At 64.6% G+C, this 22950-nt stretch carries 26 protein-coding genes; 16 read left to right on the forward strand and 10 right to left on the reverse strand.

Going from position 1 to position 22950, the window contains the following annotated elements; translation table 11 throughout:
- Positions 1 to 57: 57 nt before the first annotated feature.
- Positions 58 to 507, reverse strand: a complete 450-nt coding sequence (locus P3C39_RS03065) for an ester cyclase (RefSeq protein WP_275952644.1) — start codon at positions 505 to 507, stop codon at positions 58 to 60.
- Positions 508 to 762: 255 nt separating this feature from the next.
- Here P3C39_RS03065 and P3C39_RS03070 point away from each other — a divergent pair, with 255 nt between their 5' ends.
- Both P3C39_RS03070 and P3C39_RS03075 read left to right on the forward strand, forming a co-directional pair.
- Entirely contained in the window at positions 763 to 864 is a 102-nt protein-coding gene (locus P3C39_RS03070) for a hypothetical protein (protein ID WP_013530742.1), read from the forward strand.
- Between the two features lie 138 nt (positions 865 to 1002).
- On the forward strand, positions 1003 to 3120 hold the full coding sequence (locus P3C39_RS03075; protein ID WP_275952645.1) for an EAL domain-containing protein: 2118 nt from the start codon (positions 1003 to 1005) through the stop codon (positions 3118 to 3120).
- Between the two features lie 54 nt (positions 3121 to 3174).
- On the opposite strand, the gene P3C39_RS03080 is transcribed toward P3C39_RS03075, so the two are convergent.
- A complete protein-coding gene (locus P3C39_RS03080) occupies positions 3175 to 3369 on the reverse strand; it encodes a hypothetical protein (RefSeq protein ID WP_024501638.1) in 195 nt (64 codons plus the stop codon).
- Positions 3370 to 3576: 207 nt separating this feature from the next.
- Here P3C39_RS03080 and P3C39_RS03085 point away from each other — a divergent pair, with 207 nt between their 5' ends.
- Complete coding sequence (locus tag P3C39_RS03085; protein WP_127369119.1) at positions 3577 to 4308, forward strand: 3-keto-5-aminohexanoate cleavage protein; 732 nt, start codon at positions 3577 to 3579, stop codon at positions 4306 to 4308.
- A 35-nt stretch (positions 4309 to 4343) separates the two neighbouring features.
- Here P3C39_RS03085 and P3C39_RS03090 read toward each other — a convergent pair whose 3' ends face one another.
- Positions 4344 to 5246, reverse strand: a complete 903-nt coding sequence (locus P3C39_RS03090; RefSeq protein ID WP_275952646.1) for a LysR substrate-binding domain-containing protein — start codon at positions 5244 to 5246, stop codon at positions 4344 to 4346.
- Positions 5247 to 5373: 127 nt separating this feature from the next.
- Between P3C39_RS03090 and P3C39_RS03095 the strand changes: the two genes are divergently transcribed.
- Positions 5374 to 6078 (forward strand): SDR family oxidoreductase, encoded by a 705-nt coding sequence (locus P3C39_RS03095; RefSeq protein ID WP_024501629.1) that lies wholly within the window; start codon positions 5374 to 5376, stop codon positions 6076 to 6078.
- Positions 6079 to 6127: 49 nt separating this feature from the next.
- Positions 6128 to 7186 (forward strand): Gfo/Idh/MocA family oxidoreductase, encoded by a 1059-nt coding sequence (locus P3C39_RS03100; protein ID WP_064993918.1) that lies wholly within the window; start codon positions 6128 to 6130, stop codon positions 7184 to 7186.
- A 273-nt stretch (positions 7187 to 7459) separates the two neighbouring features.
- On the opposite strand, the gene P3C39_RS03105 is transcribed toward P3C39_RS03100, so the two are convergent.
- Complete coding sequence (locus tag P3C39_RS03105; RefSeq protein ID WP_275952647.1) at positions 7460 to 8059, reverse strand: DUF922 domain-containing Zn-dependent protease; 600 nt, start codon at positions 8057 to 8059, stop codon at positions 7460 to 7462.
- Between the two features lie 118 nt (positions 8060 to 8177).
- Between P3C39_RS03105 and P3C39_RS03110 the strand changes: the two genes are divergently transcribed.
- On the forward strand, positions 8178 to 8672 hold the full coding sequence (locus P3C39_RS03110) for a hypothetical protein (RefSeq protein ID WP_224621167.1): 495 nt from the start codon (positions 8178 to 8180) through the stop codon (positions 8670 to 8672).
- Between the two features lie 71 nt (positions 8673 to 8743).
- Here P3C39_RS03110 and P3C39_RS03115 read toward each other — a convergent pair whose 3' ends face one another.
- Entirely contained in the window at positions 8744 to 10180 is a 1437-nt protein-coding gene (locus tag P3C39_RS03115) for a PLP-dependent aminotransferase family protein (protein ID WP_275952648.1), read from the reverse strand.
- Between the two features lie 35 nt (positions 10181 to 10215).
- Here P3C39_RS03115 and P3C39_RS03120 point away from each other — a divergent pair, with 35 nt between their 5' ends.
- The 3 genes from P3C39_RS03120 (at position 10216) to P3C39_RS03130 (ending at position 12861) form a co-directional block, all read left to right on the forward strand.
- Positions 10216 to 10968 (forward strand): pyridoxamine 5'-phosphate oxidase family protein, encoded by a 753-nt coding sequence (locus P3C39_RS03120; protein WP_063168570.1) that lies wholly within the window; start codon positions 10216 to 10218, stop codon positions 10966 to 10968.
- Positions 10969 to 11032: 64 nt separating this feature from the next.
- Entirely contained in the window at positions 11033 to 11485 is a 453-nt protein-coding gene (locus P3C39_RS03125; protein WP_275953156.1) for a GNAT family N-acetyltransferase, read from the forward strand.
- Between the two features lie 176 nt (positions 11486 to 11661).
- Positions 11662 to 12861, forward strand: coding sequence for a PLP-dependent aminotransferase family protein (locus P3C39_RS03130; protein ID WP_032807972.1), 1200 nt, complete (start codon positions 11662 to 11664; stop codon positions 12859 to 12861).
- On the opposite strand, the gene P3C39_RS03135 is transcribed toward P3C39_RS03130, so the two are convergent.
- A complete protein-coding gene (locus P3C39_RS03135) occupies positions 12838 to 13140 on the reverse strand; it encodes a hypothetical protein (protein ID WP_275952649.1) in 303 nt (100 codons plus the stop codon). The genes P3C39_RS03130 and P3C39_RS03135 overlap by 24 nt on opposite strands.
- Positions 13141 to 13458: 318 nt before the next feature.
- On the opposite strand from P3C39_RS03135, the gene P3C39_RS03140 reads away from it, so the two are divergent.
- From P3C39_RS03140 to P3C39_RS03165, 6 genes are all read left to right on the forward strand, one after another.
- A complete protein-coding gene (locus P3C39_RS03140) occupies positions 13459 to 13887 on the forward strand; it encodes a VOC family protein (RefSeq protein WP_275952650.1) in 429 nt (142 codons plus the stop codon).
- A 188-nt stretch (positions 13888 to 14075) separates the two neighbouring features.
- Positions 14076 to 14591, forward strand: coding sequence for a hypothetical protein (locus P3C39_RS03145; protein WP_013530757.1), 516 nt, complete (start codon positions 14076 to 14078; stop codon positions 14589 to 14591).
- Positions 14592 to 14824: 233 nt separating this feature from the next.
- Positions 14825 to 15442: a C39 family peptidase gene (locus tag P3C39_RS03150; protein ID WP_024501618.1), complete on the forward strand. Its 618-nt coding sequence runs from the start codon at positions 14825 to 14827 to the stop codon at positions 15440 to 15442.
- A gap of 24 nt (positions 15443 to 15466) precedes the next feature.
- Complete coding sequence (locus P3C39_RS03155; protein ID WP_275952651.1) at positions 15467 to 16555, forward strand: D-alanine--D-alanine ligase family protein; 1089 nt, start codon at positions 15467 to 15469, stop codon at positions 16553 to 16555.
- Between the two features lie 152 nt (positions 16556 to 16707).
- The gene (locus P3C39_RS03160) at positions 16708 to 18693 is read left to right on the forward strand and encodes an AI-2E family transporter (RefSeq protein ID WP_275952652.1); all 1986 of its coding nucleotides are present in this window, start codon (positions 16708 to 16710) and stop codon (positions 18691 to 18693) included.
- A gap of 246 nt (positions 18694 to 18939) precedes the next feature.
- Positions 18940 to 19260, forward strand: coding sequence for a GNAT family N-acetyltransferase (locus tag P3C39_RS03165; RefSeq protein WP_275952653.1), 321 nt, complete (start codon positions 18940 to 18942; stop codon positions 19258 to 19260).
- Positions 19261 to 19317: 57 nt separating this feature from the next.
- On the opposite strand, the gene P3C39_RS03170 is transcribed toward P3C39_RS03165, so the two are convergent.
- From P3C39_RS03170 to P3C39_RS03185, 4 genes are all read right to left on the reverse strand, one after another.
- The gene (locus tag P3C39_RS03170) at positions 19318 to 20319 is read right to left on the reverse strand and encodes an aldo/keto reductase (RefSeq protein WP_127388351.1); all 1002 of its coding nucleotides are present in this window, start codon (positions 20317 to 20319) and stop codon (positions 19318 to 19320) included.
- Between the two features lie 98 nt (positions 20320 to 20417).
- Complete coding sequence (locus P3C39_RS03175) at positions 20418 to 20663, reverse strand: DUF982 domain-containing protein (RefSeq protein WP_013530762.1); 246 nt, start codon at positions 20661 to 20663, stop codon at positions 20418 to 20420.
- 130 nt (positions 20664 to 20793) lie between these two features.
- The gene (locus P3C39_RS03180) at positions 20794 to 20973 is read right to left on the reverse strand and encodes a hypothetical protein (RefSeq protein ID WP_024501614.1); all 180 of its coding nucleotides are present in this window, start codon (positions 20971 to 20973) and stop codon (positions 20794 to 20796) included.
- 110 nt (positions 20974 to 21083) lie between these two features.
- Positions 21084 to 21968 carry a LysR family transcriptional regulator gene (locus tag P3C39_RS03185; protein ID WP_013530764.1) on the reverse strand — a complete coding sequence of 295 codons (885 nt, stop codon included), beginning with the start codon at positions 21966 to 21968 and terminating at the stop codon, positions 21084 to 21086.
- Positions 21969 to 22071: 103 nt separating this feature from the next.
- On the opposite strand from P3C39_RS03185, the gene P3C39_RS03190 reads away from it, so the two are divergent.
- Positions 22072 to 22941: an NmrA/HSCARG family protein gene (locus tag P3C39_RS03190; protein ID WP_013530765.1), complete on the forward strand. Its 870-nt coding sequence runs from the start codon at positions 22072 to 22074 to the stop codon at positions 22939 to 22941.
- The last annotated feature ends 9 nt before the right edge of the window (positions 22942 to 22950 follow it).

The following is a 22950-nucleotide window of genomic DNA, read 5'->3' on the forward strand; positions in this document are numbered from 1 at the left end:
ATGAGGCCAGGCGGCATTGACGCCGCCTGGCCCGAACGATCGTTTTGCCTGATCGCCTCAGGCGGTCTTGATCAGACCGAGCTGGGTGAGGGCGGTGACGCCGTCATCGAGGCCGATTTCCTCGACGATCCTGCCGTCAACCACCTTCAGCACCGTGGTGCCGGTGAAGCGCATGGTGCGGCCGGTGGCGGCCGGCAGCGAACCGACGAGGAAGTCGCCGAAGGCTGGGCCGGTATGCGTGCCGCCGCCCTCCCACTGGCCGACGACATAGTTGCCCTCGGCAATCAGGTCGGCGGTGGCCCAGAAGTTGAGGTCCGGGAAGGCGGCGCGGAAGTCGGTCATGAAGGCCTTGATGTCGTCGCGGCCGCGGCGCGGCTCGTGCAGCGAATATTTCAGCAGCATGTCGGGTGCCGCGATCTCGTCGACGACGGACAGATCGCAACGTTCACCCCAGAAGTGGGTGAACCATCTGACGACGACGGCCTTGTTGTCTTCTTGCTTGGTCATGGGGAGGTCCTTGTTGTTGTCGTGCATGGGATCATCGGCGCCGCCGATGATCCAGGGGTCACCGGCTTGCGCCGCTGACCTGGGCAGCAGTAGGACGATCCGCCAGACACAAAACTCCGGTTCCTGCCGGCCAATCGAAAAGGCGGGTTCGGCGCCGGGCAGGGCCGCCTGGGCCGGAACCCGTTCCGCTGAGCCCAAGCATGGCTGCCCCGCCTCAGCTAGACCCTGGAAATCGGATGGCCACGGGAGAAGGCGATGGCAATGAAGAAGACCTATGAAAAGCCGAGGCTCGAGAAGCGCGAAAGACTGTCCGGCGTGACGGCGGGCAATGTCGTGTCGTCGACCTGGGGAAATTGACGGCTGCCTGGAGTAGTTCGGTACGGCCTTGATGAACAGGGGCTCCCAATCAGACGTCGACAACTCCGCCCGCGCGGTAACTGTTTCTTCTCTGGTTTTGCCGCAGATTGCGCCGCGGTGGAGCAGGCGAAGCAGACGATGGCGCGTCAGGGTAAGAAAAGTCGCAATGGAACGTTCTGGGCAAAAGCCCTGGAGCGCGCGCATCTTGGCGTCTGGGACTGGGATCTTGTGACCGGCGACTGCTTTTATTCCGCGACCTGGGCGCGGATGCTAGGCTACGATGAGAGCGAACTGGCCAACACCAGCGACCTTTGGCTGCAACTGACCCATCCCGACGACCGCGAGCGGGCGCTGGCCAGCGGCGACCGCCACATTGCCGGCCTGACCGACGCCATCGAGACCGAATTGCGGCTGAAGCACAAGCAGGGACATTGGGTGTGGGTGCTCGATCGCGGCGGCGTCGTCGAGCGCGACGCGATGGGAAAGCCGCTCAGGCTGATGGGTGTGCAGACCGACATCTCCAAGCAGAAGGCCGCCGAGGCCGAACTCGAGCAGGTCAATGTGCGGTTTCGCCTGGCGCTCGCCGCCAGCGGCACCGGCATCTGGCACCACGACCTCGCGGGCGGCAAAAGTTATTGGGACGAACGCACCAGGGAGATTTTCGGGCTCGTCTCCGACACCGCCGAAGTCGAGCGCGACCACTGGTTCGGCTATCTGCATCCGGACGACAAGGAGGCCGCGTCGCGCGCGCATCTGGTGCCGCTCGAAACGGACAAGGTCACCGCCGTGCAATACCGCATCGTGCGGCGCGACGGAGAGGTCCGGCACATAGAATCCCTGCTGCGTTTCATCGCCGACCCGCAAATCCGGGACCGCCGGCTGGCGGGGCAGATCCTGGGCACGGTGCGCGATATCACCGAAGACAAGCAGCGCGAGCAGGAGCTTGCCTATGCGGCCCGCCATGACGCGCTCACCGGTCTCTTGAACCGCGCCGCGTTCGACCGGCTGCTGGCCGATCATATCGCGGCCGCGCAGTTGCTGCCGCTTTCCGTGTTCTATGTCGATCTCGACTACTTCAAGGCGCTCAACGATTTTGCCGGCCACGCGGCCGGCGACCTGGCACTGAAAAGCGTTGCGCAAGGCATTCTGGGCTGCCTTCCCGCGAAGGCGCATGCCGCGCGCCTGGGCGGTGACGAGTTCGCGCTGCTGATGCCCAATTGCGATGCGGCGCAGGCCGGGCGGCTGGCCGACGCGGTACTTGCCGCGGTTCGCGATGCCGAACTTGGATCGACGGCCACGTCGCGCAAGCTGGCGGCCTCGATCGGTATCGCTTTCGTCGATGACGCCGACACGACGGTGGCCGACGCGCTGGCCTGTGCCGACGACGCCTGCTACGCGGCCAAGGCCGCCGGGCGAAACCGATTTGCCGTCTTCTCCACCGATACGGCATCGGGTTCGGGTGGCCTCAACGCGGCGCGCATCGTCGCCGATACGGTCGATGCCATGGAAGACGGCAGGCTGAAGCTGTTTGGCCAGGAAATCCATCTTCTGGGCCGCCCCTGGCAGGAAAGCCGCCATGTCGAAGTCTTGGCCAGGCTCGCCGCACGCAACGGCCGGCTGGTGCCACCCGGGGAGTTCATTCCGGTGGCCGAGCGGTTCGGCATCGCGTCGCGGCTCGATCGCTGGATCATCCGCACCGCGCTGTCGCGGCATGGTGCCGCCTTGCGTTCGGGGGCGCTGACGCTTGGCTTCAATCTGTCGGCGCAGACGCTGAGCGATCCGCAGCTTTGGGACTTCGTCGACAGCGTCATAGAAGAAACCGGGGCGCCGCATTCGGGCATCGGCTTCGAGATCACCGAAACCGCCGCCGTCACCAATTTCGATGCCGCCGAACAGTTCGTGCGCAAGGCGCGCGAGCGGCGCTGCCGGGTCGGCCTCGACGATTTCGGAGCCGGCATGAGCTCGTTCGAATATCTCCGGCGGTTCCCCGTCGACACGATCAAGATCGACGGTTCCTTCATCGAGCACATCACGCAAAGCCGCTTCGACCGCGAGATCGTGCTGGCCATCACCAGCATTGCCCGTAGCCTCGGTTGCGACGTGGTCGGTGAGAAGATCGAACGGCAGGACACGCTGGCCATGTTGAGCGACATGGGGGTCGCCTTCGGCCAGGGATTTTTGCTGCACCGGCCGGAGCCGCTCGAGCGAATTGTCGCGCGCGCAACCAAGGGAGCGACGGCCCGCAAGGCATCGTGATCCGGGTGCGGCGAGTTTCAGGCCAGGCCGGACTGGCCTGAAACTCGACACTTTCTATCCGGTTCGCCGCGCCGTCGATTGCGGGAACTCCAGCACTCCAGCCTCGGGTCGCCTGTGCTGCGCCTCCGTCACCGCTTCGATCAACAGATCGAGCGCGTCACAGGCGGCACGGCTCGTCTCGTCATTGCCTTGCAGATAATGATAGGCGCGTTCGAGGTGGATGCGGGCGGCTGAAAAATCGCTGGTCAATGGTCCCTCCATGACCCCGCCCTAAAAAGAGCTTGCCGGAGACGAGGGAACGCCGGGTAAATATCCACAAGCGGCTTTTATTCAAATGCCGCCGAATGTTGTGAGCAGGCGCGCGGCGTTGAAGCTGCCGATCTCCCCTACGAGGGGGAGATTGGCAGTTTCAACGCCGCACAGCTACACTGCGGCCCCTTGCGCAAGGTGACATCGATGATCGTCCAGGCCTGCATCAACGGCGCGCGTCCGCGCGATTTCCACCCGAAGCTGCCGCTGACCGCCGAGGCAATGGCCAGCGATGCGGCAGCCTGCGTCGCCGCTGGAGCGGCCGAACTGCATATCCATCCGCGCGGCACCGACGGACGCGAAAGCCTGGCAGCCGTCGACGCCACGGTGCTGGCGGTGCGCCGGACCTGCCCGGGAACACTGGTTGGCGTGTCGACCGGCGCCTGGATCGAGAACGACGTCGAGCGGACCCGCGCGGCGATCGCCGGCTGGCGAGACCTGCCTGACTATGCTTCGGTCAACCTGTCCGAACCGGATGCGCCCGCCGTGATGGAGTTGCTGCGCCAGCGTGGTGTAGGCATCGAGACGGGGCTTGCCGTCGTCGCCGATGCCGAGCGCTTCGTAGCGCTTCCCGGCCACAACCAGGTGCTGCGCAATCTGATCGAGATCGACATCCCCGATCTGTCCGCTGCACTCGATGAAGCGCATGGCATCGCCGCCGTACTCGAGCGCGCCGGGGTACGGCAGCCGATCCTGCTGCATGGCGTCGACACAACTGTCTGGCCCCTCGTCGAGCTTGCGCATCGCCAGCGCTGGTCGACACGGGTCGGTCTGGAAGACGGCAAGACGCTCGCCGACGGCAGGACAGCCAAGGACAATGCGGAAATCGTCGCTGCCGCCGTGGCGATCTTTCGCGGTGCGCCCGTCGTTGCCTCATAGGCAAGCGGCTTGACGTCTCCGTGCGTGCGAAGGTCTCACGACAAAGGTCGTCGCTCTCCGGCATCCAGCAACCATTGCCGCACGGCTTGCGTCGGCTCGGGGTGGCGCTGTTTTCTCGGCATCACGACATAAAAATCCTGCGTGCCGCGCATTTCGCCGCTGACGGGCTGAACCAGACGGCCGGCGGCGAGGTCGGCGGCGACGAGAAAGCGGCTGGCCAGCGCAATGCCCTGGCCGGCGACGGCCGCGTCGATGGCGAGGCCGGTCTGGTTGAAGCGCATGCGTTTGAGTTCGGTCGTCATCTTCAGGCCGACCGCCTTTTCCATGAATTCCGGCCACAGATTGTGGGCATCGTGCAGCAGCACGTGGCGCTGGATTTCGGAGGCCGCGATCTCGATCGCGTCGGCCGGCAGCAGGGCCGGGCTGCACACGGCGACGATCTGCTGGGGAAACAACAGGTCGACGACCAGCCCGGCGCCGAAGGGTGGGCGGCCCTGCCTGACCGCGATGTCGACGCCATCGACCTGGAAGCTCGACAGGCTTTCGCTGGCCAGTACGCGCAGGTCGACCAGCGGGTTGTGCGCGACGAAATCGTGCAGCCTCGGGATAAGCCATTTGGTGGCGAAGCTCGGCGTCACGCTGACCGTCAGCCGCGCCGGCTCGGGACGAAGCAGCAGCGTCGCCTCCGAGATCAGGTCGAAGGCGCGGCGGATGTTGGGGACATAGGCGCGGCCCTCATCGGTCAGCGCCAGGCCGCGCGGCAGCCGCTCGAACAGCTTCGTGCCGAGATCGGCCTCCAGCCCGCGAATGTGCTGGGCGACCGCCCCTTGCGTGACGTTGAGCTCTTCGGCCGCGATGCGGAAGTTGAGATGACGCGCCGAGGCTTCGAAGGCGCGCAGCGCATTCAACGGCGGCAAGCTGAGGAAGGTTTCGGGCATGCAGTAGTTTTTCTACAGGTTGATTTCAGGCATTCTGGTTCGAACCGACGCGGAAAACCAGCTATATCAACGCTCAACTCCCGAAAACACCGCTTGCGGTGCCCGCAAACCCTGAGAGGGAAATCCGATGAGTGTAGAAAAAGTAGCTGTGGTGGTGGCCGGCGGCAGCGGCATGGGGGCGGCGGCGGCCAAGCGGCTGGCGGCGGACGGCTTCAAGATTGCCATTCTTTCCTCTTCGGGCAAGGGCGAGGCGCTGGCCAAGGAGCTTGGCGGGCTCGGCGTCACCGGCTCCAACCAGTCGAACGACGATCTGCAGCGCCTCGTCGACCTGACGCTGGAGCGCTATGGCCGCATCGACGTGCTGGTCAACAGCGGCGGCCACGGGCCGCGCGCGCCGATCCTCGAGATCACCGACGAGCAATGGCACACCGGCATGGACGTCTACCTCCTCAACGTCATCCGGCCGGTGCGCATCGTGGCACCCCAGATGGTCAAGCAGAAGGGTGGGGCCATCATCAACATCTCGACGGCCTGGGTGGTCGAGCCGAGCCCGATGTTCCCGACGTCCGCCGTGTTCCGAGCCGGCGTTGCCGCTTACACCAAGATCTTCGCCAACACCTATGCCGCCGACAATGTGCGCATGAACAATGTGCTGCCCGGCTGGATCGACAGCCTGCCGGCCACCGAAGAACGCCGCGACAGCGTGCCGATGCAGCGCTACGGGACTTCGGAAGAGGTCGCCGCGACCATCGCCTTCCTGGCGTCGGAGGGCGCCGGCTACATCACCGGCCAGAACATCCGGGTCGACGGCGGCATTATACGCGCTATTTGAGGGCGTCGGCCGGGAGGGGATTCCGGCATCTCACCCCAAGGAGCAAATAATGCGGCTTTTGATACTCGGCACCGGCTGGATGGCGCAGGAACATGCCCGGCGCTTCAGCGCCATCGAGGGCGTCGACATTGTCGGCGCGGTCGATGTCGATCCGGCGCGGGTCGGCGAGTTCGCCGACAGCTTTGACATTCCCAACCGCTTTACCGCGCTGGAGGAGGCGCTGGCATGGGGCGAGTTCGACGCGGTGGCCAATGTCACGCCCGACCGCATCCACCACCCGACCACCATGGCGCTGATCGCCGCCGGCAAGCCGGTGCTGTGCGAAAAGCCGCTGGCCGAAAACTTCGGCAAGGCGACCGAGATGGCCGATGCCGCCGAGGCTGCCGGCATCGTCAACATGGTGAACCTCACCTATCGCAATGTGGCCGCGCTGCAGAAAGCGCGCCAGATGGTGCAAGCGGGCGAGATCGGCACCGTCAGGCATGTCGAGGCGTCCTATCTGCAGAGCTGGCTGGTGTCGAAATTCTGGGGCGACTGGCGCACCGATCCGAAATGGCTGTGGCGGCTGTCGCGCGGCCACGGTTCCAATGGCGTGCTCGGCGATGTCGGCATCCACATCCTCGATTTCGCCAGCTATGGCGCAGCCGTCGGCATCGACCATGTCTTCTGCCGGCTGCGCGCCTTCGACAAGGCGCCCGGCAACCGCATCGGCGACTACGGACTCGACGCCAATGACAGCTTCGCCATGACGCTGGATTTTTCCAACGGCGCCTTCGGCGTGGTGCATGCCAGCCGCTGGGCAACAGGCCATCTCAACGAACTGCGTCTGCGCATCTATGGCGAGAAGGGCGGCATCGAAGTGGTGCACAACCTCGACGGTTCGACGCTCAAGGCATGCGTGGGGGAGAATGTCGAGAACGCCATATGGGAAGAGCGCGACCCCGGCACGGTGGAGACCAACTACCAGCGTTTCACTGACGCGGTGCGCACGGGCGTGCAGGCCGAACCGTCCTTCCGCCATGCGGCCGAATTGCAGAAGGTGCTGGATCTGGCCGTGGTGTCGGACGAGAAGCGGGCGGAGCTGCGGGCGAACGCGGAAACGCGGTGAGGGCTCGCACCTCGCGCCCATACCGCGGTAGCTGGAAGGGGCCGAGTTCTGTCAGACTCCCCTCTGGCCTGCCGGCCATCTCCCCCGCAAGGGGGAGATGGCAGCTTCAATTGCTGCGCCTGTCTTGCAACGCTGGAAATTTGCCGAAAGCAGAAATGAGAGCACAATCTCCTCCCTTGCGGGGGAGATGTCCGGCAGGACAGAGGGGCGCTGTCCCCCCGGCATTTCGTGGTAAGTCATCAGTGCCCGCCTCCTGATCCGTGTCAGGTGGCTTCAGGGGCCGGTCACGAGCGAAAAAACCAGTTTCTGCAAATTGCCGCCATTGCCGAATTCGATACGGTCGAAGTCGCGGCTTGCCTGCACCCGCGCCTTCGAGATCGCGTCGAGCCGCTTGACCACCTCGGCCCTGGTCTTGCTGCATTTGGGATCGTCGGCGACGGTCAGGCCGTCCGTCGCGGCTTGGATGTCGTGGACCATCTGGACCATGCTGGCGCCATGCACCTTCTCATGGGCGGCGACGCCGGCGATGAAGGTGTCCCAGTTCTTCTGGACGGCCGGCGGCAGGGAGCGGGAGGGTTTCGGCAAAGTGTAGGTGACGATCAGCTTCGGCCGCCCGGCCGTCAGCACGCAGTCCTTGCCGCTGGGCTTGTAATCCCTTAGCCCCCAGGTCAGCTTGAAATTGGTGTAGGCGATGGCGCGGGCAATGCCGAGCTTTGGCCCTTTCTCGCCGATCGAGCGGTAGAGTTCGGCGCCGGACTGGCCCGAGATCGCGTAGGGCTCGATCTTCTCGACCGGCTTCCACTCGGCATGAGCGGTGAGCGGCAAGGCCAGCAGGGCGACAAAGGACAGACACAGGCGAACGCAGGCTCTCAATCCAACTCTCCGCGAAACAGGACCGGCTGCCGCAAGGGGCAATGCCATCGGATCGCTTTTCCTATATGCTGGCGACGGGCGCTGCAAATGCCCTGAAGGCAGTCAATTGGGGGGAGCCATGAGAGTTGCACATCTCGTCGTCGCCGGTGCGGTAGCGGTCCTGCAGGCCGCGCAACCGGCGTTTGCCGCGTCGTGCGGCGGCTGGAGCGCCAGGATGGAGGAAGACGAGGGCGGCAGCGTGCTGACGGCCTCGGTCTGCGGCGGGCCGAAAGGCGATGCGTATCTGATGCTGACCTGTTTCGACACGCCGGTGCTGAGCTACGATCTCGGCGCCAACGGCCGGCAATTGGAGCCTGGCATCAGCGGTTCGTTCGCGTTCAAGGCCGACGGCAAGACGGTAACTAAGGCGCTGCAGCTGGAGGCCATGTACAACTACTTCGTGGTCAACCTGGCGAAAGCCGATCCGCTGCTCGACCTGTTGCGCGGCAAGGGCGATGTGTCGGTCAGTTCAGCCAAATATGGCGAGATCAGCTTTCCGCTGAAGGGTTCAAGCGCGGCCATCGGCAAGGTGCTGGCGCAGTGCGGCAAGGCCCAGCCCGCCGATGGGGATTGAGGACTTCGTCATCCGAAGGCCTCCGAGACGGAGCTGCGCTCCTGCTTCGCCCTAGGATTGTTTGAGCAGGATCAGGTAGTTTGGCGGCCGGGACTGGGGCCCATCACCCCACCCAGTCGTACCGTCGCGGCCATCAGTTCCTCGTCCGAAAACCCGGAAAAACCCAGCACCAGGCCTTGCCGGGACGCCCCGCCGATGAACATCGAGGACAAGGCCCTGGCGCCGACACCTGCCGCCTTCGCCGCCTCGACGATCGCCGTGTCCGGCCCGGCGTGCTTCAGCGTCGCCATCAAGTGCAGCCCCTGTTCGGGCACGGTTACTTCGAGGGCATCGCCGCAATGCGTCTCGAGGCCGGCGACCAGCACGTCGCGCGCGGCTTGCACCCGGCGGCGCACGCGCCTGAGATGCGCGGCGAAATGGCCCTCGTTCAACAGGTCGGTCAGCGCGCCTTCGGCAAGCGTCGAGGGGAAGCGATCGGAGCGCGCCCTGACCGCCATCACGGCATCGAGCAGCGCTTCGGGCACCACGACATAGCCGATGCGCAGGCCGGGGAAGAGGATTTTCGAGAAGCTGCCGAGATAGGCGACACGGCCCGAGCCGTCCATGCCCTGCAGCGAGGTCAGCGGCGGGCCGGCATAGCGGAACTCGCTGTCGTAGTCGTCCTCGATGATCCAGGCATCGTTGCGCCGCGCCCAGTCGAGCAAAGCGAGACGGCGGCGCATCGTCATCGTCACGCCGAGCGGATATTGATGCGAGGGCGTGACATAGGCCGCGCGCGCCTTGGAGCACAGGCTTTCGCCGATCTCGGGATCGAGCCCTTCGGCGTCGACTGGTACGCCAAAAACCCTGGCGCCGCTGCCGGCCAGCACGGCGTGCGCCATGGGATAGCAGGGGTTTTCGATCCAGACGGCATCGCCGGGACGAAGTGCTGCACGCACCAGGAGATCCAGCCCCTGCTGCGTGCCCGACGTCAGCACGATCTGGCCGGCGTCGCAGCGCACGCCGCGTGCGGTCCTGAGATAGGTGGCAATTGCCGTGCGCAGCGGCAGGCCGCCGCGCGGATCGCCATAGCGGAAATGCTCCGGTCCGGGGCGGGTGAGGTGGCGCGACAGAAGGATGCGAAACATATCAAGCGTGCGCGGATCGGAGACCGCAACGCCAAGGCCGCAAGGTAGCGACGCCGCGACGTCGATCTCCGCTGGACGCGGCTTGATCAGCGTCAGCGGCAGATGCGGCACATCAGGCGCGACGAAGGTGCCGGCGCCGACCTTGGCGACCGCAAACCCCTCCGAGATCAGCATTTCGAAACAGGCAACCGCCGCCGAACGCGACAGGCCGAAGCGCTGTGCGAGATCCCGGGTGGTCGGGAGTTTCGCCCCGGTGGCCAGCGCGCCGGTCTCGATCAGCCGCCTGAGCGCCGCATAAAGCTCGCGGCTGCGCGGGCCGTCGCCCGGCAGGACCGGGATCAGCGCCGACCAATCCGGAAAATTGGTCTGGTTTTTCTTCATGGGATTGGTTCTTTTATCGACCAATGTCATGGCGCATGGTTGGCAGACGACAACCAAGGATGCAAGCCGTGAACGACACGCCAGCCAGTTTTCCGACCACCAGCCGCAACCGCGTCAAGCGCCTGCACGAGCGCGGCAGCTACGACCATGCGGCAGTCTTCGCGGTGCTGGATGCCGGGCTGCTGTGCCATGTCGCCTATACGTTCGATGGCCAGCCCTATTGCACGCCGACCATCCACTGGCGCGAGGACGACATGCTGTACTGGCACGGCTCGTCGGCCAGCCGCATGCTGCGCAATCTGCGCGGCGGCACGCCGGCCTGTCTCACGGTGTCGCATCTCGACGGGCTGGTGCTGGCGCGCTCGGGCTTCAACCATTCGGCCAACTACCGCTCGGCGATGTGTTTCGGCACGGCGCGAATCGTCGACGAGCCGCAGGAGAAACTGAAGGCGCTGGCCGGCGTCGTCGACCGTTTCTATCCCGGCCGGAGCGAGACCCTGAGGCCGATCTCGGCGCAGGAGGCCAAGGCGACGACGGTGATCGGCATGCGTATTGAAGAGGCATCGGCGAAGGTGCGCGCCAAGGGCGTCGGCGACGACGAGGAGGATTACGGGCATCCGGTTTGGGCCGGCGTCATCCCGGTGCGGATGGTGGTCGGCGCCGCCGAGCCGTGTCCGAGGCTGATGCCTGACATGGAGCGGCCGCGGAACCTGGCTGGATATGCCGAGGGCGCGCGGCTCGATGAGGCGCTGACGCAGGCGCAGCGGGTTTATGAGGGCGAAGTTTAGCCCGCGCCTAGTGGGAACGTATTCAAATCTTGCCGCTGCCGCCGCCTCGCGATATCTCGACACCATGATCACCTTCCGCCGTGCGCAGGCCTCCGACCTGCCTGATATCGTGGCCATGCTGGCCGACGATCCGCTTGGCGCCGGCCGCGAGGACGCTTCCTTGCCGCTGGCGCAAGGTTATGTCGACGCTTTCAACGCCATCGACGCCGATCCCAATCAGCTGCTGGCGGTGGCCGTGGGTGGCGGCGAGGTGGTCGGCACCTTGCAGATAACTTTCCTTGCCGGGCTCTCGCGCAAGGGCGCGTGGCGCGGCCAGATCGAGGCGGTTCGGGTCGCCGGCCACAGGCGCTCGGACGGCATCGGCAGGCAGATGATCGAATGGGCGATCGACGCGTGCCGCGCGCGCGGCTGCGGCCTCGTCCAACTGACCACCGACAAAGGGCGGGCGGACGCGCATCGTTTTTACGAAAGCCTCGGCTTCACCGGCAGCCATCTCGGCTACAAGAAGAGCCTTTAGGCGGTCGGAAAACGCTGCAACACTTTTGTGGAACTGCTCGCGGCGTTCGAGCAGTGCGCCAGCGCTGGCGCATTCGGGAAACCGTTCAGGCACACTTCAATTCGCAGCCAAGAGGGGATATAGGTCAGTCAAGTTGACCTATATTGCAGCGTCCGGGGAGGCGTGCCGTGACCCTTATGAACCTGTTGGCTTCGCGCTCGTCGCGCATGAAAGCGTCCGAAATCCGCGAGCTGCTGAAGCTGCTCGACCAGCCGGACATCATCTCGTTTGCCGGCGGTATTCCCGATCCGGCGCTGTTCCCAGCCGAGGCGATCCGCGACGCCTATGCCGATGTGCTGGGTGGCGCCGAGGCGGGCGCTGCGCTGCAGTACCAGGTCTCGGAAGGCTATCTGCCGTTGCGGCGCTGGCTCGCCGGGCAGATGGGCAAGCTCGGCGTCGCCTGCGACGAGGCCAACATCTTCATCACCTCCGGCTCGCAGCAGGCGCTGGATTATCTCGGCAAGCTGTTCCTGTCGCCGGGCGACACCGCGCTGGTGACGTGGCCGACCTATCTCGGCGCGCTGCAGGCTTTCAACGCCTATGAGCCGCGCTACGACCGGCTGACCCCGGCCGGCGGCAACATGACGCCCGATGCCTATCGCGCGGCGGCGGCCGCCAATGGCGGCAAGGCCAAATTCGCCTATCTGGTGCCGGATTTCGCCAACCCGACCGGCAACACGCTGAACCGTGAGCAGCGCGAGGCGGTGCTCGACCTTGCCGGCGAACTCGACATCGCCGTCATCGAGGATGCCGCTTACCGCGCGCTGCGCTATGACGGCGAGGGCGAGCCGCCGATCCTGGCGCTCGATTGTGCCCGGTCCGGCGGCATCGACAAGGCGCGCACGCTCTATTGCGGCTCGTTCTCGAAGATCCTGTCGCCGGGCATGCGGGTCGGCTGGGTGTGCGCGCCGCGCCACATTGTCGAGAAGCTGGTGCTGATGAAGCAGGCCTCGGACCTGCACAGCCCGTCGATCAACCAGGTGGTGATGCATCGCGTCGCCGAAGCCGTGTTCGAAGGCCAGGTGGAAAAACTCATCGACGCCTATCGCGAGCGCCGCGACGGGCTGCTCTCGGCACTGGAAGCCCACATGCCCGAAGGCGTGACCTGGAGCCGCCCGGAAGGCGGCATGTTCGTCTGGGTGACACTGCCGGAAGGGGCCGACGCCACCGAGCTTCTGGCTCGGTCGGTGAAGGAAGCGCGGGTCGCCTTCGTGCCGGGCAACGCCTTTTATGCCGATGGCACCGGGCGCAACACGCTGCGGCTGTCCTTCACGCTCGCCGACCGGCGCGCGGTGAGCGAAGGCATTCCAAGGCTAGCCGCCATCCTGAAGGGATAGGCCGGCGCTGGAAGCCGGCTTTTCCTCCGCCGTTACAGTCACCAGCCGCTCAAGCTTTGAAAGCCTGGTGCGAGCGAGCTTGCGGACCGGCCTTTCGAAACCTTCTTCGCCGTTTTCGACGACGAAGACCAAGGTCATGAAATCGAGCATGAATTCGTCGATGGCTGCCGCGACCTCGCGCGACCTGCCCTTGAACCGGCGCAGCAGAGCGGTTGCTTCCTCGATATCGTCGACAGCGGCGCTGTCGACCAGCGCTTCGAGCCTCTGAAAACAATCCAATCGCAATTCCTCCCACCGCGCCACCAAACCCGGTTGCGAGCGGAAAGTTCCAAACTGTGAGTGGTCTCGCGAAGAAATCGCCTCCATTGCTTGAATTCCGCGGACGGGCCATCGGCAATTTTTTTGTTCGGGTGGAACCTCCGCGGCCAACAAAGGTTCTTACCAGGTCTGATCCCCCCTCAGACCCCTGAAGGCTAGACATGCTTTCCAAAGGCCCGCCGGATCCCCTCCCGGCGGGCCCTTTGTTTGCTGGGAAGTATCCGCGTTGACGACGCCCTATCCCAACCTAAATTCGAACCCACACGAGGAGGCGTTTTCATGGAAACCCAGGAATTGCATCGCGGCCGGCTCATCGACCACATCCAGCTGGTGGTCAGAAACCTCGCGGCCAGCCGGCGTTTCTACGAGGCGGTCCTGCAGGCGCTCGATGTCCCGATCGGAGGTAGCGGCGCCGACTTTTTCTGGGCCGACGAGCTGTTTGTCTCCACTGCCGACAGCCGGGCCGCACAGAGAAAACTCACCGGCCGCCATCACCTGGCTTTCCAGGCAAGGGACCACGCCATGGTCGACGGCTTCTACAAGGCCGGGCTGGCGGCCGGCGGCACGGACAATGGCGCGCCGGGCGAACGGCCCTATCACCCCGGCTATTACGCCGCCTTCCTGCTCGATCCGGACGGCAACAACATCGAGGCCGTCCATCACGGCCCGCATCGTCGCAGCGCCGCTTCGGTGAAGATCACCTTCTAAGCTGCCGATATTCAGCCGGCCGGGATCGCGGGTGCATGGGCGATGCTGGAGAGAGGCTGCCTTGCGTTGCCAGATCGGTGGCCCCGATGCTAACCGTGCAAATGGCGGATGGGAATCGGTCCCGAAGCAACGTCCGCCACAAATTTTCAATAAAACTCCCCTTACCCCCCCGTGGAGATATTTTTTTTATGCAAAACCCAGCAAGGGCGATCTGTGCCGCCACGCTTCTATTTGCGATCGGGGCCGTTGGCCTCACAAGTATATCATCCTTTGCTTATATTTCATCGGCGCAGGCCCAGGAGGAATATCTTCCGACCGAGAAGGATTTTGTCGGCAAATGGAAACTCAACGGCGGAGCCATCCGGCCGCCGCGCGATATGAAGGATGCGCCGACACCGGAACAGGAAGCGGCCGCCAGTGAGTTCCAGCAGACGGTGACCGCGTTTTACGGGGCGTTCGATTATCTGGAGATCACGGCGGACGGCCGCTACAATTTTCACCAGCCCGGGGATCCGACGTCGGGGCCTTGCGTCTGGTGCGGAACCTGGTCGTTCAGCAAGAGTTCGGCGTGGCTCGAGCTGGATACGGCGCCCCGGCTGGATATCTACGCCAAGGACGGCGACATGCAGATGACCTACACTGTCGAACCCTACGAAAAATCGAAATATGCGTGGCTGGTTTTCGGCTGGGCGAAGGCCGAGTAGGCGGCGCGCAGCATTCACCACGTTCGTCATCCTCGGGTCTCCGCGACGGAGCTTCGCTCCTGCTCCGCCTGTGGATGACGAAGGCGGGAGAGGCTTCCGCTAACCCCGGATGTCAGCGATGGTTGACCGAAACGGAAGATGACATCTTCTGGGTCGCGCCACTGAATGTCACGGCTTTTCATCCATCTCGTATCCTCGTATACGAGATGGAACCAGCCGACCGAGGAGACCGCATGAGCCCGCCGCCTGAAACCGTGCCGTTTTTCAGCCAGTGGGAAACGCCTGACATGACGCTGGACGTGCTCGCCGACGGCGCGGATGTTGCGCTCAGGCGCGATCCGCTGTGGAGGCGATCCGGGGCGGAGACCCTCGATGAATACGCAATCTGGGCCGCCAACATCTGCGGCATGGCCTGCCTTAAGATGATCCTGGCCAGCCGCGGCGAGATCGTGCCGACGATCGAACTTGCCAGGCGCTGCACCTTATATGGCGGCTATGTCGTCAATGAGGGATCGATCAAGGGGCTGATCTACGCGCCCTTCGTCAGCTTCGTGAAGGAAGCTTTCGGCCTGCGCGCCGAGGTGATGACCAATGTCGCCACATCAGACATTCCGGCGATCATGCAGCGGACGCGCTTCTTCATCGCGTCGGTCAGCAGCTCGATCCGCTGGCCCGAGCGCGAGCCGCCCTCGAAGGGCGGCCATCTGGTGCTGATCACCGCGGCATCCGACGAAGGTTTCCGCTTTCACAACCCGTCCGGCCATGAGCCCGCCACACAGGCAGACGCAGTGTTGTCACCGGCCGATTTCGACCGCTTCTTTGCCAATCGCGGCATTGCCGTCGCCATTTGATTTTTTGACAGTCGAGGGATTTTGATGACCGACAAGACAAGAGTGGCCATCCTCTATGGCGGGCGTTCGGCCGAGCACGACGTGTCGCGCCTTTCGGCCGCCAATGTGCTGAAGGCGATCGACCGCACGCGCTACGATATCGTGCCGATCGCCATTTCGCGAGGCGGCAGGTGGCTGCTGCAACAACTCGATCGCGCCGCGGCGATCGGCGATGAGGCGGCAGGGGCGCCGGCCTCCGAAGACGGCCCGGAGGTTGCTTTGTTGCCCGGAGGCAAGGGCCGGCTGGTTGCGGTGTTGCGGGATGGTACGCAGCCTGAGCTGCCCCCCATCGACGTCGTGTTCCCGGTGCTGCACGGGCCGTTCGGCGAGGACGGCTCGGTGCAGGGCTATGCCGAGGTCGCCGATGTCGCCTATGTCGGCTGCGGCATTCTCGCCTCGGCCGCCGCCATGGACAAGGACGTCGCCAAGCGGCTGATGCGCGAGGCGGGACTGGCGGTTGCCCGCTCCATCACCGTGCATCGAAACGGCAAGCATTCCTTCCAGGAGATTGCCGGGACGCTCGGCCTGCCTTTCTTCGCCAAGCCGGCGCGCCAGGGCTCGTCCTTCGGGGTCAGCAAGGTGAATGACAGGGACGGCTTCGAGCAGGCCATCGACACGGCTTTCCGCTACGACGGCAAAGTGTTGATCGAGGAATTCGTCGAGGGCCGCGAGATCGAGTTCTCGGTGCTGGAGCGCGCCGACGGGTCGCTGACGGTGTCGCTGCCCGGCGAGATCATTCCGGCCGGCAAGCACGGCTTCTACACCTATGAGGCCAAATATCTCGATGCCGACGGCGCGCTGGTCAAGGTGCCCGCCGATGTCCCGGCCGATGTGGCCGAAAAGGCCAGGGATATGGCGCGGCAGGCGTTCCAGGCGCTTGGCTGCGAAGCCATGGCGCGCGTCGATTTCTTCCTGCGCGCCGACGGCAGCCTGCTTGTCAACGAGGTCAACACCATTCCCGGCTTCACCGACATCTCGATGTATGCCAAGGCGCTTGCCGCCTCAGGCATCGGCTACAGCCAGACCATCGACCTGCTGATCGAGCACGCGCTGGCCAGGCATGCGGCGCGCTGATCCGATCGGGCGAGCCTGACTTCCATTTAGCCCTTCGGGAGCGGCCGGTGCGGGCCGGATCATTGCCTGTGAGTGCGGCGTATTTCATCGTTGGCTAAAGTTGCACGTCCGCTCTATATGCCCGATCATGGCATTTGGCAGGGAGGCATCACGTGGCCAATCGTCGAAACGGCACGGCGTCTCCGGCTGATGGGCTGGGGGACGCCCTTTCAGCGGCCGCGCCCCATCCGCGAACCTCTTTGCCCAATGTGGCGGCCATCGTCACGACAGTGGCGGCACTGTATTTCGGGCGCGAGGTTTTCCTGCCGATCGCCATCGCGCTGCTGCTGACCTTCGCACTGGCGCCGCTTGTCGCAGCGCTAAAAAAGGTCGGCATTCCCCGGATTGCCGCCGTCATCGCCAGCGTGCTCGGCGCCTTCGCGGCGCTTGGCCTGTTCTCCTTCATCGTCGCCACGCAGGTCAGCGAACTGGCGCAGAACATCCCGGTCTACCAGACCAACATCCTGACCAAGATCCGCTCGCTCAAGGAGACCGGGGTCGGGGGCGGGATCCTTGCCAGACTGAGCAAGGTGGTCGAGCGGGTCGGCCAGGAGATCGACAGGCAAGACCCCTCGCTGCCGGCCGCCGCCCCGGAAAAGCCGCCGCGCGAGCCGGTGCCGGTCGAGATCGTCGCGCACGAAAGGCCGCTTCAGGTCCTGCAGAATGTCGTCGGGCCGCTGATCAGCCCGCTTGGGTCGGCCGGGCTGATCATCGTCGTCGTCATCTTCATGCTGCTCGAGCGGGAGGATCTGCGCGACCGCTTCATCCGGCTTGTCGGCTACGGCGACCTCCACCGCACCACCGAGGCGCTTCAGGATGCCGCCAAGCGGGTGGGCCGCTATCTCCTGATGCAATTGGTCGTCAACATCGTCTACGCCATACCGATCGCGATCGGGCTCTGGGCCCTCGGTATTCCCAATGCGCTGCTGTGGGGGCTGCTGGCACTGGCGCTGCGTTTCGTTCCCTATATCGGCCCGATCATAGGCATGCTTTTGCCGCTGTTCCTGGCGCTGGCCGTGGCACCGGGCTGGTCGCTCGTGCTGTGGACAGCCGCCCTGTTCGTGGTGATGGAACTGATCACCGGCAATGTCATCGAACCCTGGCTCTACGGTTCGCGAACGGGACTGTCGCCGCTGGCGATCATCGTCGCGGCGATTTTCTGGACGTGGCTCTGGGGGCCGCTCGGGCTGATCCTGTCGACGCCGCTCACTGTCTGCCTGGTGGTGCTGGGCAGGCACGTGCCGCAGTTTGAATTCCTGGACGTGCTGTTCGGCAACGAGCCCGTGCTCGAACCCCATGCGCGCCTGTACCAGCGGCTGCTGGCCGGCGATCCGGAAGAAGCCACCGATCATGCCGAGGAGATGCTGGAGGAGAAATATCTGGTCGAATTCTATGACAAGGTTGCCATTCCGGCGCTTCTGCTGGGCGAACAGGACCGTGTGCGCGGCGTCATGGGCGATTTGCAAAGGCGGCAGGTGGCGGCCAGTGCCCTGATGCTGGTCGCCAATCTCGACGACAGCGCGCAGGAGGAGGCAGGCGAGGAGGAGGGGCCGCCCGTGGCCGCAGAGGCGAGCGACGATGACGATCCCGGCGGGGAGGACGAGACCGAACTGCCCGATGGCACGGATATGTCCGTGCTTTGCGCCGGGGGGCGTGGCGAGCTCGACGACGCCGCTGCTGCGATGCTGGCGCAGGTGCTGGAGGTCCAGGGCGCGACGGTGTCGAAAGCCAGCTTTGCCGATATGGAACCCGCCGGCATTCGCCGCCTTGAGCTCGAAACCGTCGACACCGTCGTGGTCGGATTCCTGAACCGGGATTCCATCAAGCACGCCCGCTTTCTGGTCCGCCGGCTGAAGCGTGCGAAGGCCGCACTTCGGGTGGGAATCGTGTTCTGGTCGGAGGCCGACAGCGAGGACAAGGAGACGGCGGGCAAACTGGCGCGTGACATGAACGCGGATTTCGTGGCGCATGGCATGGTCGACGCCGTGCTGGGCGCGCTGTCAAACGAGCCGCCGGTCGCGCTCAAGCTTGTCGCCAAACGGCGCATGCGGCGACAGCGGGCCGCGTCCAAGAAGGTTACCGCGGCAGCGGCGGGTTGACCGAAATCGGCTGAAGGCCCATGGAACAAGGCGGCCCTCCGCGCGGCCTTACGGATTAGTTACCCGTCGGCGGTGAGAAATGCTCGAAATTCGCCCAGCCCAGGAAGCCGACCGGTCGGCGATCGTGCAACTGTGGCATCAGGGCTGGCATGATGCCCATGCGCATCTGGTTCCAGCCGAATCCTGGCGTACCGAACGCCGGCGCATTTTGCGCTGTGGCTGGAGCAATCCACCGATGCCTTCCATGTGGCGGCTGCCGATGGATTGCTTGGCTTCGTCTCGATAAACGGGGCGGAGCTGGTCAAACTCTATGTAAGCCCGCAAGCACGGGGAAGCGGAACCGCCCGCGATCTGCTGTCTTATGCCGAGCATCTCTTGTGCGAACAGGGCGTGGCGGAGGCAGAGCTTTTCTGCACGGCGGGAAATGTCCGCGCGCAGAGATTTTATGCCCGCGAAGGGTGGCGCTTGAGCCGCAGCTTCGAAGACGCACTTTGGCTGCCGGATGATGTCGCCGGCAGGTTCACCGTGGAAACCCACTGCTATCGGAAGCATCTGGGCTTTCGTTAGCGTCACTATTCGGAACGAGCTTGGCGAGATTGTCGCGGACGCTGGAGCAGGCGCCCCCTACCGGTCGACCATCGCCATGCCCCGCTCGGTGTAGCGCGGGCCGGAGATTTTTCCCGGCGCGAGCGCTTCGTTGAGCGCGGCCATCTCGGCGGCATCGAGTTTGATAGCGGCGCCGGCGACGTTCTCTTCCAGGTATTTTCTGCGCTTGGTGCCGGGGATCGGCACGATGTCGATGCCAAAGCCGTCGCCCTTCGCCAGCAGCCAGGCCAGCGCGACCTGGCCGGGCTTGACGCCGCGGGCAGCGGCGATGTCGCTCACCTTGGCGGCCGCCTCGACATTGGCGTCGTAGTTTTCGCCCTGGTAGCGCGGGTCGTTGCGGCGATAATCGCCGTCGGGATAGTCTTCCGCACGCTTGACCTGGCCGGTGAGAAACCCTCGGCCGAGCGGCGAGAACGGCACCAGGCCGATGCCGAGTTCGCCAAGCAGCGGGATGATCTCCGGCTCCAGATTGCGCTCCCACAGCGAATACTCGCTCTGCAACGCCGACACCGGATGCACGGCATGCGCCCGGCGGATGTTGGCTGCACCCGCTTCCGACAGGCCGAAGAAGCGCACCTTGCCTTGCGCGACGAGTTCGCCGACGGCGCCCGCGACATCCTCCATCGGCACCGCCGGGTCGACGCGGTGCTGGTAGAGCAGGTCGATACGGTCGGTTCCGAGGCGGCCGAGCGAGGCTTCCACCGCCTCTCGAATGTGCTCGGGCCGGCTGTCGGTTCCGGTCTGCTTGCCGTTTTCGATGCGGAAGCCAAATTTCGTGGCGATCGTCACCTGGTCGCGCTTGCCCTTCAATGCCCGGCCGAGCAGGGCTTCGTTGTCGTAAGGGCCATAGACTTCGGCGGTGTCGAGGAAGGTGCAGCCGAGGTCGATGGCACGGTGCAGCGTGGCGATGGATTCGGCCTCGTCGGCCGGGCCATAGGACTGGCTCATGCCCATGCAGCCGAGGCCGATAGCCGAGACCTGCAGCCCCTGGCTGCCGAGCTTGCGTGTTTTCAGGGTCATGGCAGGCGTTCTCCGGAGGGGGCGCAGCGATTATAGCGTCAGCAGGTTCAATCGATACGCCTATTCGATCACGATGTGGCTATTCGATCAGGATGTGGCTATTCGATCAGGATGTGGGCTTCGCGCGCTGCTTCGACGAGCGCCGCCCTGGCGACGTCGGGGGCAACATCGCCGCTCGTCGCCCGCTGGCAGGCGCGCAGTGCGGACCGATGCTTCGGGCTGCCTGCGTCACGCCAATGTGTGGTGAGCAAATCAATGGCCTGCTGTGTATTGGACAGATGATGGATGGAACCGGTGACGCCGACCGAAACCGCCACAGGTTTGGAGAACCATGCCGTTTGCATTGGAACCACCTCAATTGGGCTGAAGCAATAAACGCTTATGTCCGCTCAAGGTTTCGTCGCTACCAATCAATCTGGCGTGATAGATTGCCGATACCCCCAGCGGCATTGGGCCCCACATTGTCCGCGGGGCTCACATGTTCGAGGCGACGTCGCGGGTGGGCGGAGTTTTGGGTTTGTGGGCGGCGCGTTGCCGCGTCGCCTGGTGGGCAGGGCGGGGTTTGACCGTGTTCACGGTCGTGGGCGCCTGCGCCTTGCGGCGCTTGAGCCAGTTGGCTGACAGTTCGGCAAGGAGACTGCGCAAGTCTTTCACGACGTCCTCCTCTTGTAGGGCGACTAGGTAATTGCCGTCGCCCCAACTTGTTCCACCGCAAACTCCTTCCGCCAGAAATAAAAGTTCTTGCCGGCGAAAGCAGCCGGGCATCACCTGCCGATATAGGCGGCCAGTTCGTCCGGCGTCCCGTTCGGGAAGGCCTGTTTCAGAAAATCCAGGAACGCCGACACGCGCGGGCTGAGCAGCCGCCGGGAGGGGTAGAGCGTCCAAAGAGCGATCTCAGGGGCGTCGATGTCCCCCCAATTCACCAACGTGCCGTCAGCCAAATCGTGGGCCACCAACGAAATGGGAAGACGTGCCGCACCGACCCCCGCCCGCACCGCATCGCGCACCATAATGAGCGTTCCCAAAGCGAGGACCGGCTCGATTTTGATCGTCGACCGGCCACCCTCGGTCTTCACGTGCCATGTTTGCCGTTCGCCTTTCCCGCGCGCAACGGCAGGGGCCGGTCCACCGGTGCGAGGAAGGTGAGGGCTCGCCACGACGACCAGCCGGTCGCGGAGAAACGCCCGTCCGACCAAGCTTTCGTCGGGATCCGGGTTGACCCGGATCACCAGGTCGTAGCCTTCCTCGATCATGTCCACAGCCCGGTCCTCCGTCGTGACCTCCAGCCTCACCTCCGGAAATTTGAGGGCAAATCCCGCGGCGATCCTCCCCATCGCGGTCTGAGAAAAAAGCAGGGGCGCGCTGATCCGCAGTCTCCCCTTGGGTCTTTGACCGCCCGAGGCGATCGCCGCGGCCGTCTCGTCCAGTTCGGCAAGCAACGCCCCCGTCCGCTCGAAAAGCGCCCGTCCTTCCTCGGTCAGCTTCAGGTTACGCGCACCCCGTTCAAACAGGCGCAGGTCAAGGCTGCTCTCCAAGTCTCCAACGCGCCGCGACAGGGTTGCCTTGGGCCGGCCGGTGGCCCGTGCCGCCTTGCCGAAACCGCCATGGCGGGCAACGAGGTTGAAATCGGTGAGGGCCAGAATATCCATAGGTGTTCCACCAGTGAGACGGTGCGTCTAAAATTTCGGTCTGTTTGAGTGTTTGTGAGCCACACATATTGGGCCTGTCAAGCAACCCAACAGGAGAAATTCCATGACCATCCTCGTTACCGGCGCCACAGGCAATGTTGGCCGCCAAGTCGTCGAGCACCTCGTCAAGCGCGGCGCCGACGTCCGTGCTCTCGTCCGCGATCCGTCGAAAGCCAGCTTCCCGGCGGGCGTATCGGTCGCGCAAGGCGACTTTCTCGATGTCGATTCACTGCGCAAAGCCATGTCCGGCGTTTCCACCCTGTTCCTCTTGAACGCCGTGGTGCCGGACGAATTCACCCAGGCTTTGGTCGCGCTGAACGTCGCCCGATCGGCGGGCATCGAGCGGATCGTCTATCTCTCGGTGATCCATGCCGACGTGTATGTGAACGTGCCGCATTTCGCCGGCAAGTTCGGCGTCGAGCGAATGATCGAGCAGATGGGCTTCCAGGCTACGATCCTGCGCCCGGCCTATTTCATCCAGAACGACCTGATGATCGAAGACGTCATCACCGGCTATGGCACCTACACAATGCCGATCGGCGCCAAGGGTCTCGCCATGGTCGACGTGCGTGATATCGCCGAGATCGCCGCTCTCGAGCTGCTGCGCCGCGAACGGTCCGCGGAGCCGCTTGCGCTCGAGCGGATCAACCTCGTCGGTCCGCAGACACTGACCGGGACGGATATCGCGGCCATCTGGTCCGACGTGCTCGCCCGGCCGATCAGCTACGGCGGCGACAACACCGAAGGTTTCGAGCAGAATCTCAAGCAGTTCCTGCCTGCCTGGATGGCCTACGACATGCGCTTGATGGGCGAACGGTTCCTGACGGACGGCATGCTGCCCGAGGCCGGCGACGTCGAGCGCCTGACCGCGCTTCTGGGCCGCCCTCTGCGTCCCTATCGCGACTTCGCCTCACAAATCGCCGGCTCTGCCTGACGGAACGGC

Origin of the sequence: Mesorhizobium sp. XAP4, assembly GCF_029269325.1 — a bacterium.
Lineage (GTDB): Bacteria > Pseudomonadota > Alphaproteobacteria > Rhizobiales > Rhizobiaceae > Mesorhizobium > Mesorhizobium ciceri.

Bases quoted from the DNA above. Each gene is read 5' to 3' on its own strand.
- P3C39_RS03125 (WP_275953156.1), top strand. From the start codon at position 11,033: ATGATCACCTTCCGCCGTGCGCAGGCCTCCGACCTGCCTGATATCGTG.
- P3C39_RS03095 (WP_024501629.1), top strand. From the start codon at position 5,374: ATGAGTGTAGAAAAAGTAGCTGTGGTGGTGGCCGGCGGCAGCGGCATG.
- P3C39_RS03120 (WP_063168570.1), top strand. From the start codon at position 10,216: ATGGTTGGCAGACGACAACCAAGGATGCAAGCCGTGAACGACACGCCA.
- P3C39_RS03110 (WP_224621167.1), top strand. From the start codon at position 8,178: ATGAGAGTTGCACATCTCGTCGTCGCCGGTGCGGTAGCGGTCCTGCAG.
- P3C39_RS03145 (WP_013530757.1), top strand. From the start codon at position 14,076: ATGCAAAACCCAGCAAGGGCGATCTGTGCCGCCACGCTTCTATTTGCG.
- P3C39_RS03150 (WP_024501618.1), top strand. From the start codon at position 14,825: ATGAGCCCGCCGCCTGAAACCGTGCCGTTTTTCAGCCAGTGGGAAACG.
- P3C39_RS03140 (WP_275952650.1), top strand. From the start codon at position 13,459: ATGGAAACCCAGGAATTGCATCGCGGCCGGCTCATCGACCACATCCAG.
- P3C39_RS03115 (WP_275952648.1), bottom strand. From the start codon at position 10,180: ATGAAGAAAAACCAGACCAATTTTCCGGATTGGTCGGCGCTGATCCCG.
- P3C39_RS03065 (WP_275952644.1), bottom strand. From the start codon at position 507: ATGACCAAGCAAGAAGACAACAAGGCCGTCGTCGTCAGATGGTTCACC.
- P3C39_RS03070 (WP_013530742.1), top strand. From the start codon at position 763: ATGGCAATGAAGAAGACCTATGAAAAGCCGAGGCTCGAGAAGCGCGAA.
- P3C39_RS03190 (WP_013530765.1), top strand. From the start codon at position 22,072: ATGACCATCCTCGTTACCGGCGCCACAGGCAATGTTGGCCGCCAAGTC.
- P3C39_RS03185 (WP_013530764.1), bottom strand. From the start codon at position 21,968: ATGGATATTCTGGCCCTCACCGATTTCAACCTCGTTGCCCGCCATGGC.
- P3C39_RS03170 (WP_127388351.1), bottom strand. From the start codon at position 20,319: ATGACCCTGAAAACACGCAAGCTCGGCAGCCAGGGGCTGCAGGTCTCG.
- P3C39_RS03075 (WP_275952645.1), top strand. From the start codon at position 1,003: ATGGCGCGTCAGGGTAAGAAAAGTCGCAATGGAACGTTCTGGGCAAAA.
- P3C39_RS03175 (WP_013530762.1), bottom strand. From the start codon at position 20,663: ATGCAAACGGCATGGTTCTCCAAACCTGTGGCGGTTTCGGTCGGCGTC.
- P3C39_RS03090 (WP_275952646.1), bottom strand. From the start codon at position 5,246: ATGCCCGAAACCTTCCTCAGCTTGCCGCCGTTGAATGCGCTGCGCGCC.
- P3C39_RS03130 (WP_032807972.1), top strand. From the start codon at position 11,662: ATGAACCTGTTGGCTTCGCGCTCGTCGCGCATGAAAGCGTCCGAAATC.
- P3C39_RS03155 (WP_275952651.1), top strand. From the start codon at position 15,467: ATGACCGACAAGACAAGAGTGGCCATCCTCTATGGCGGGCGTTCGGCC.
- P3C39_RS03100 (WP_064993918.1), top strand. From the start codon at position 6,128: ATGCGGCTTTTGATACTCGGCACCGGCTGGATGGCGCAGGAACATGCC.
- P3C39_RS03085 (WP_127369119.1), top strand. From the start codon at position 3,577: ATGATCGTCCAGGCCTGCATCAACGGCGCGCGTCCGCGCGATTTCCAC.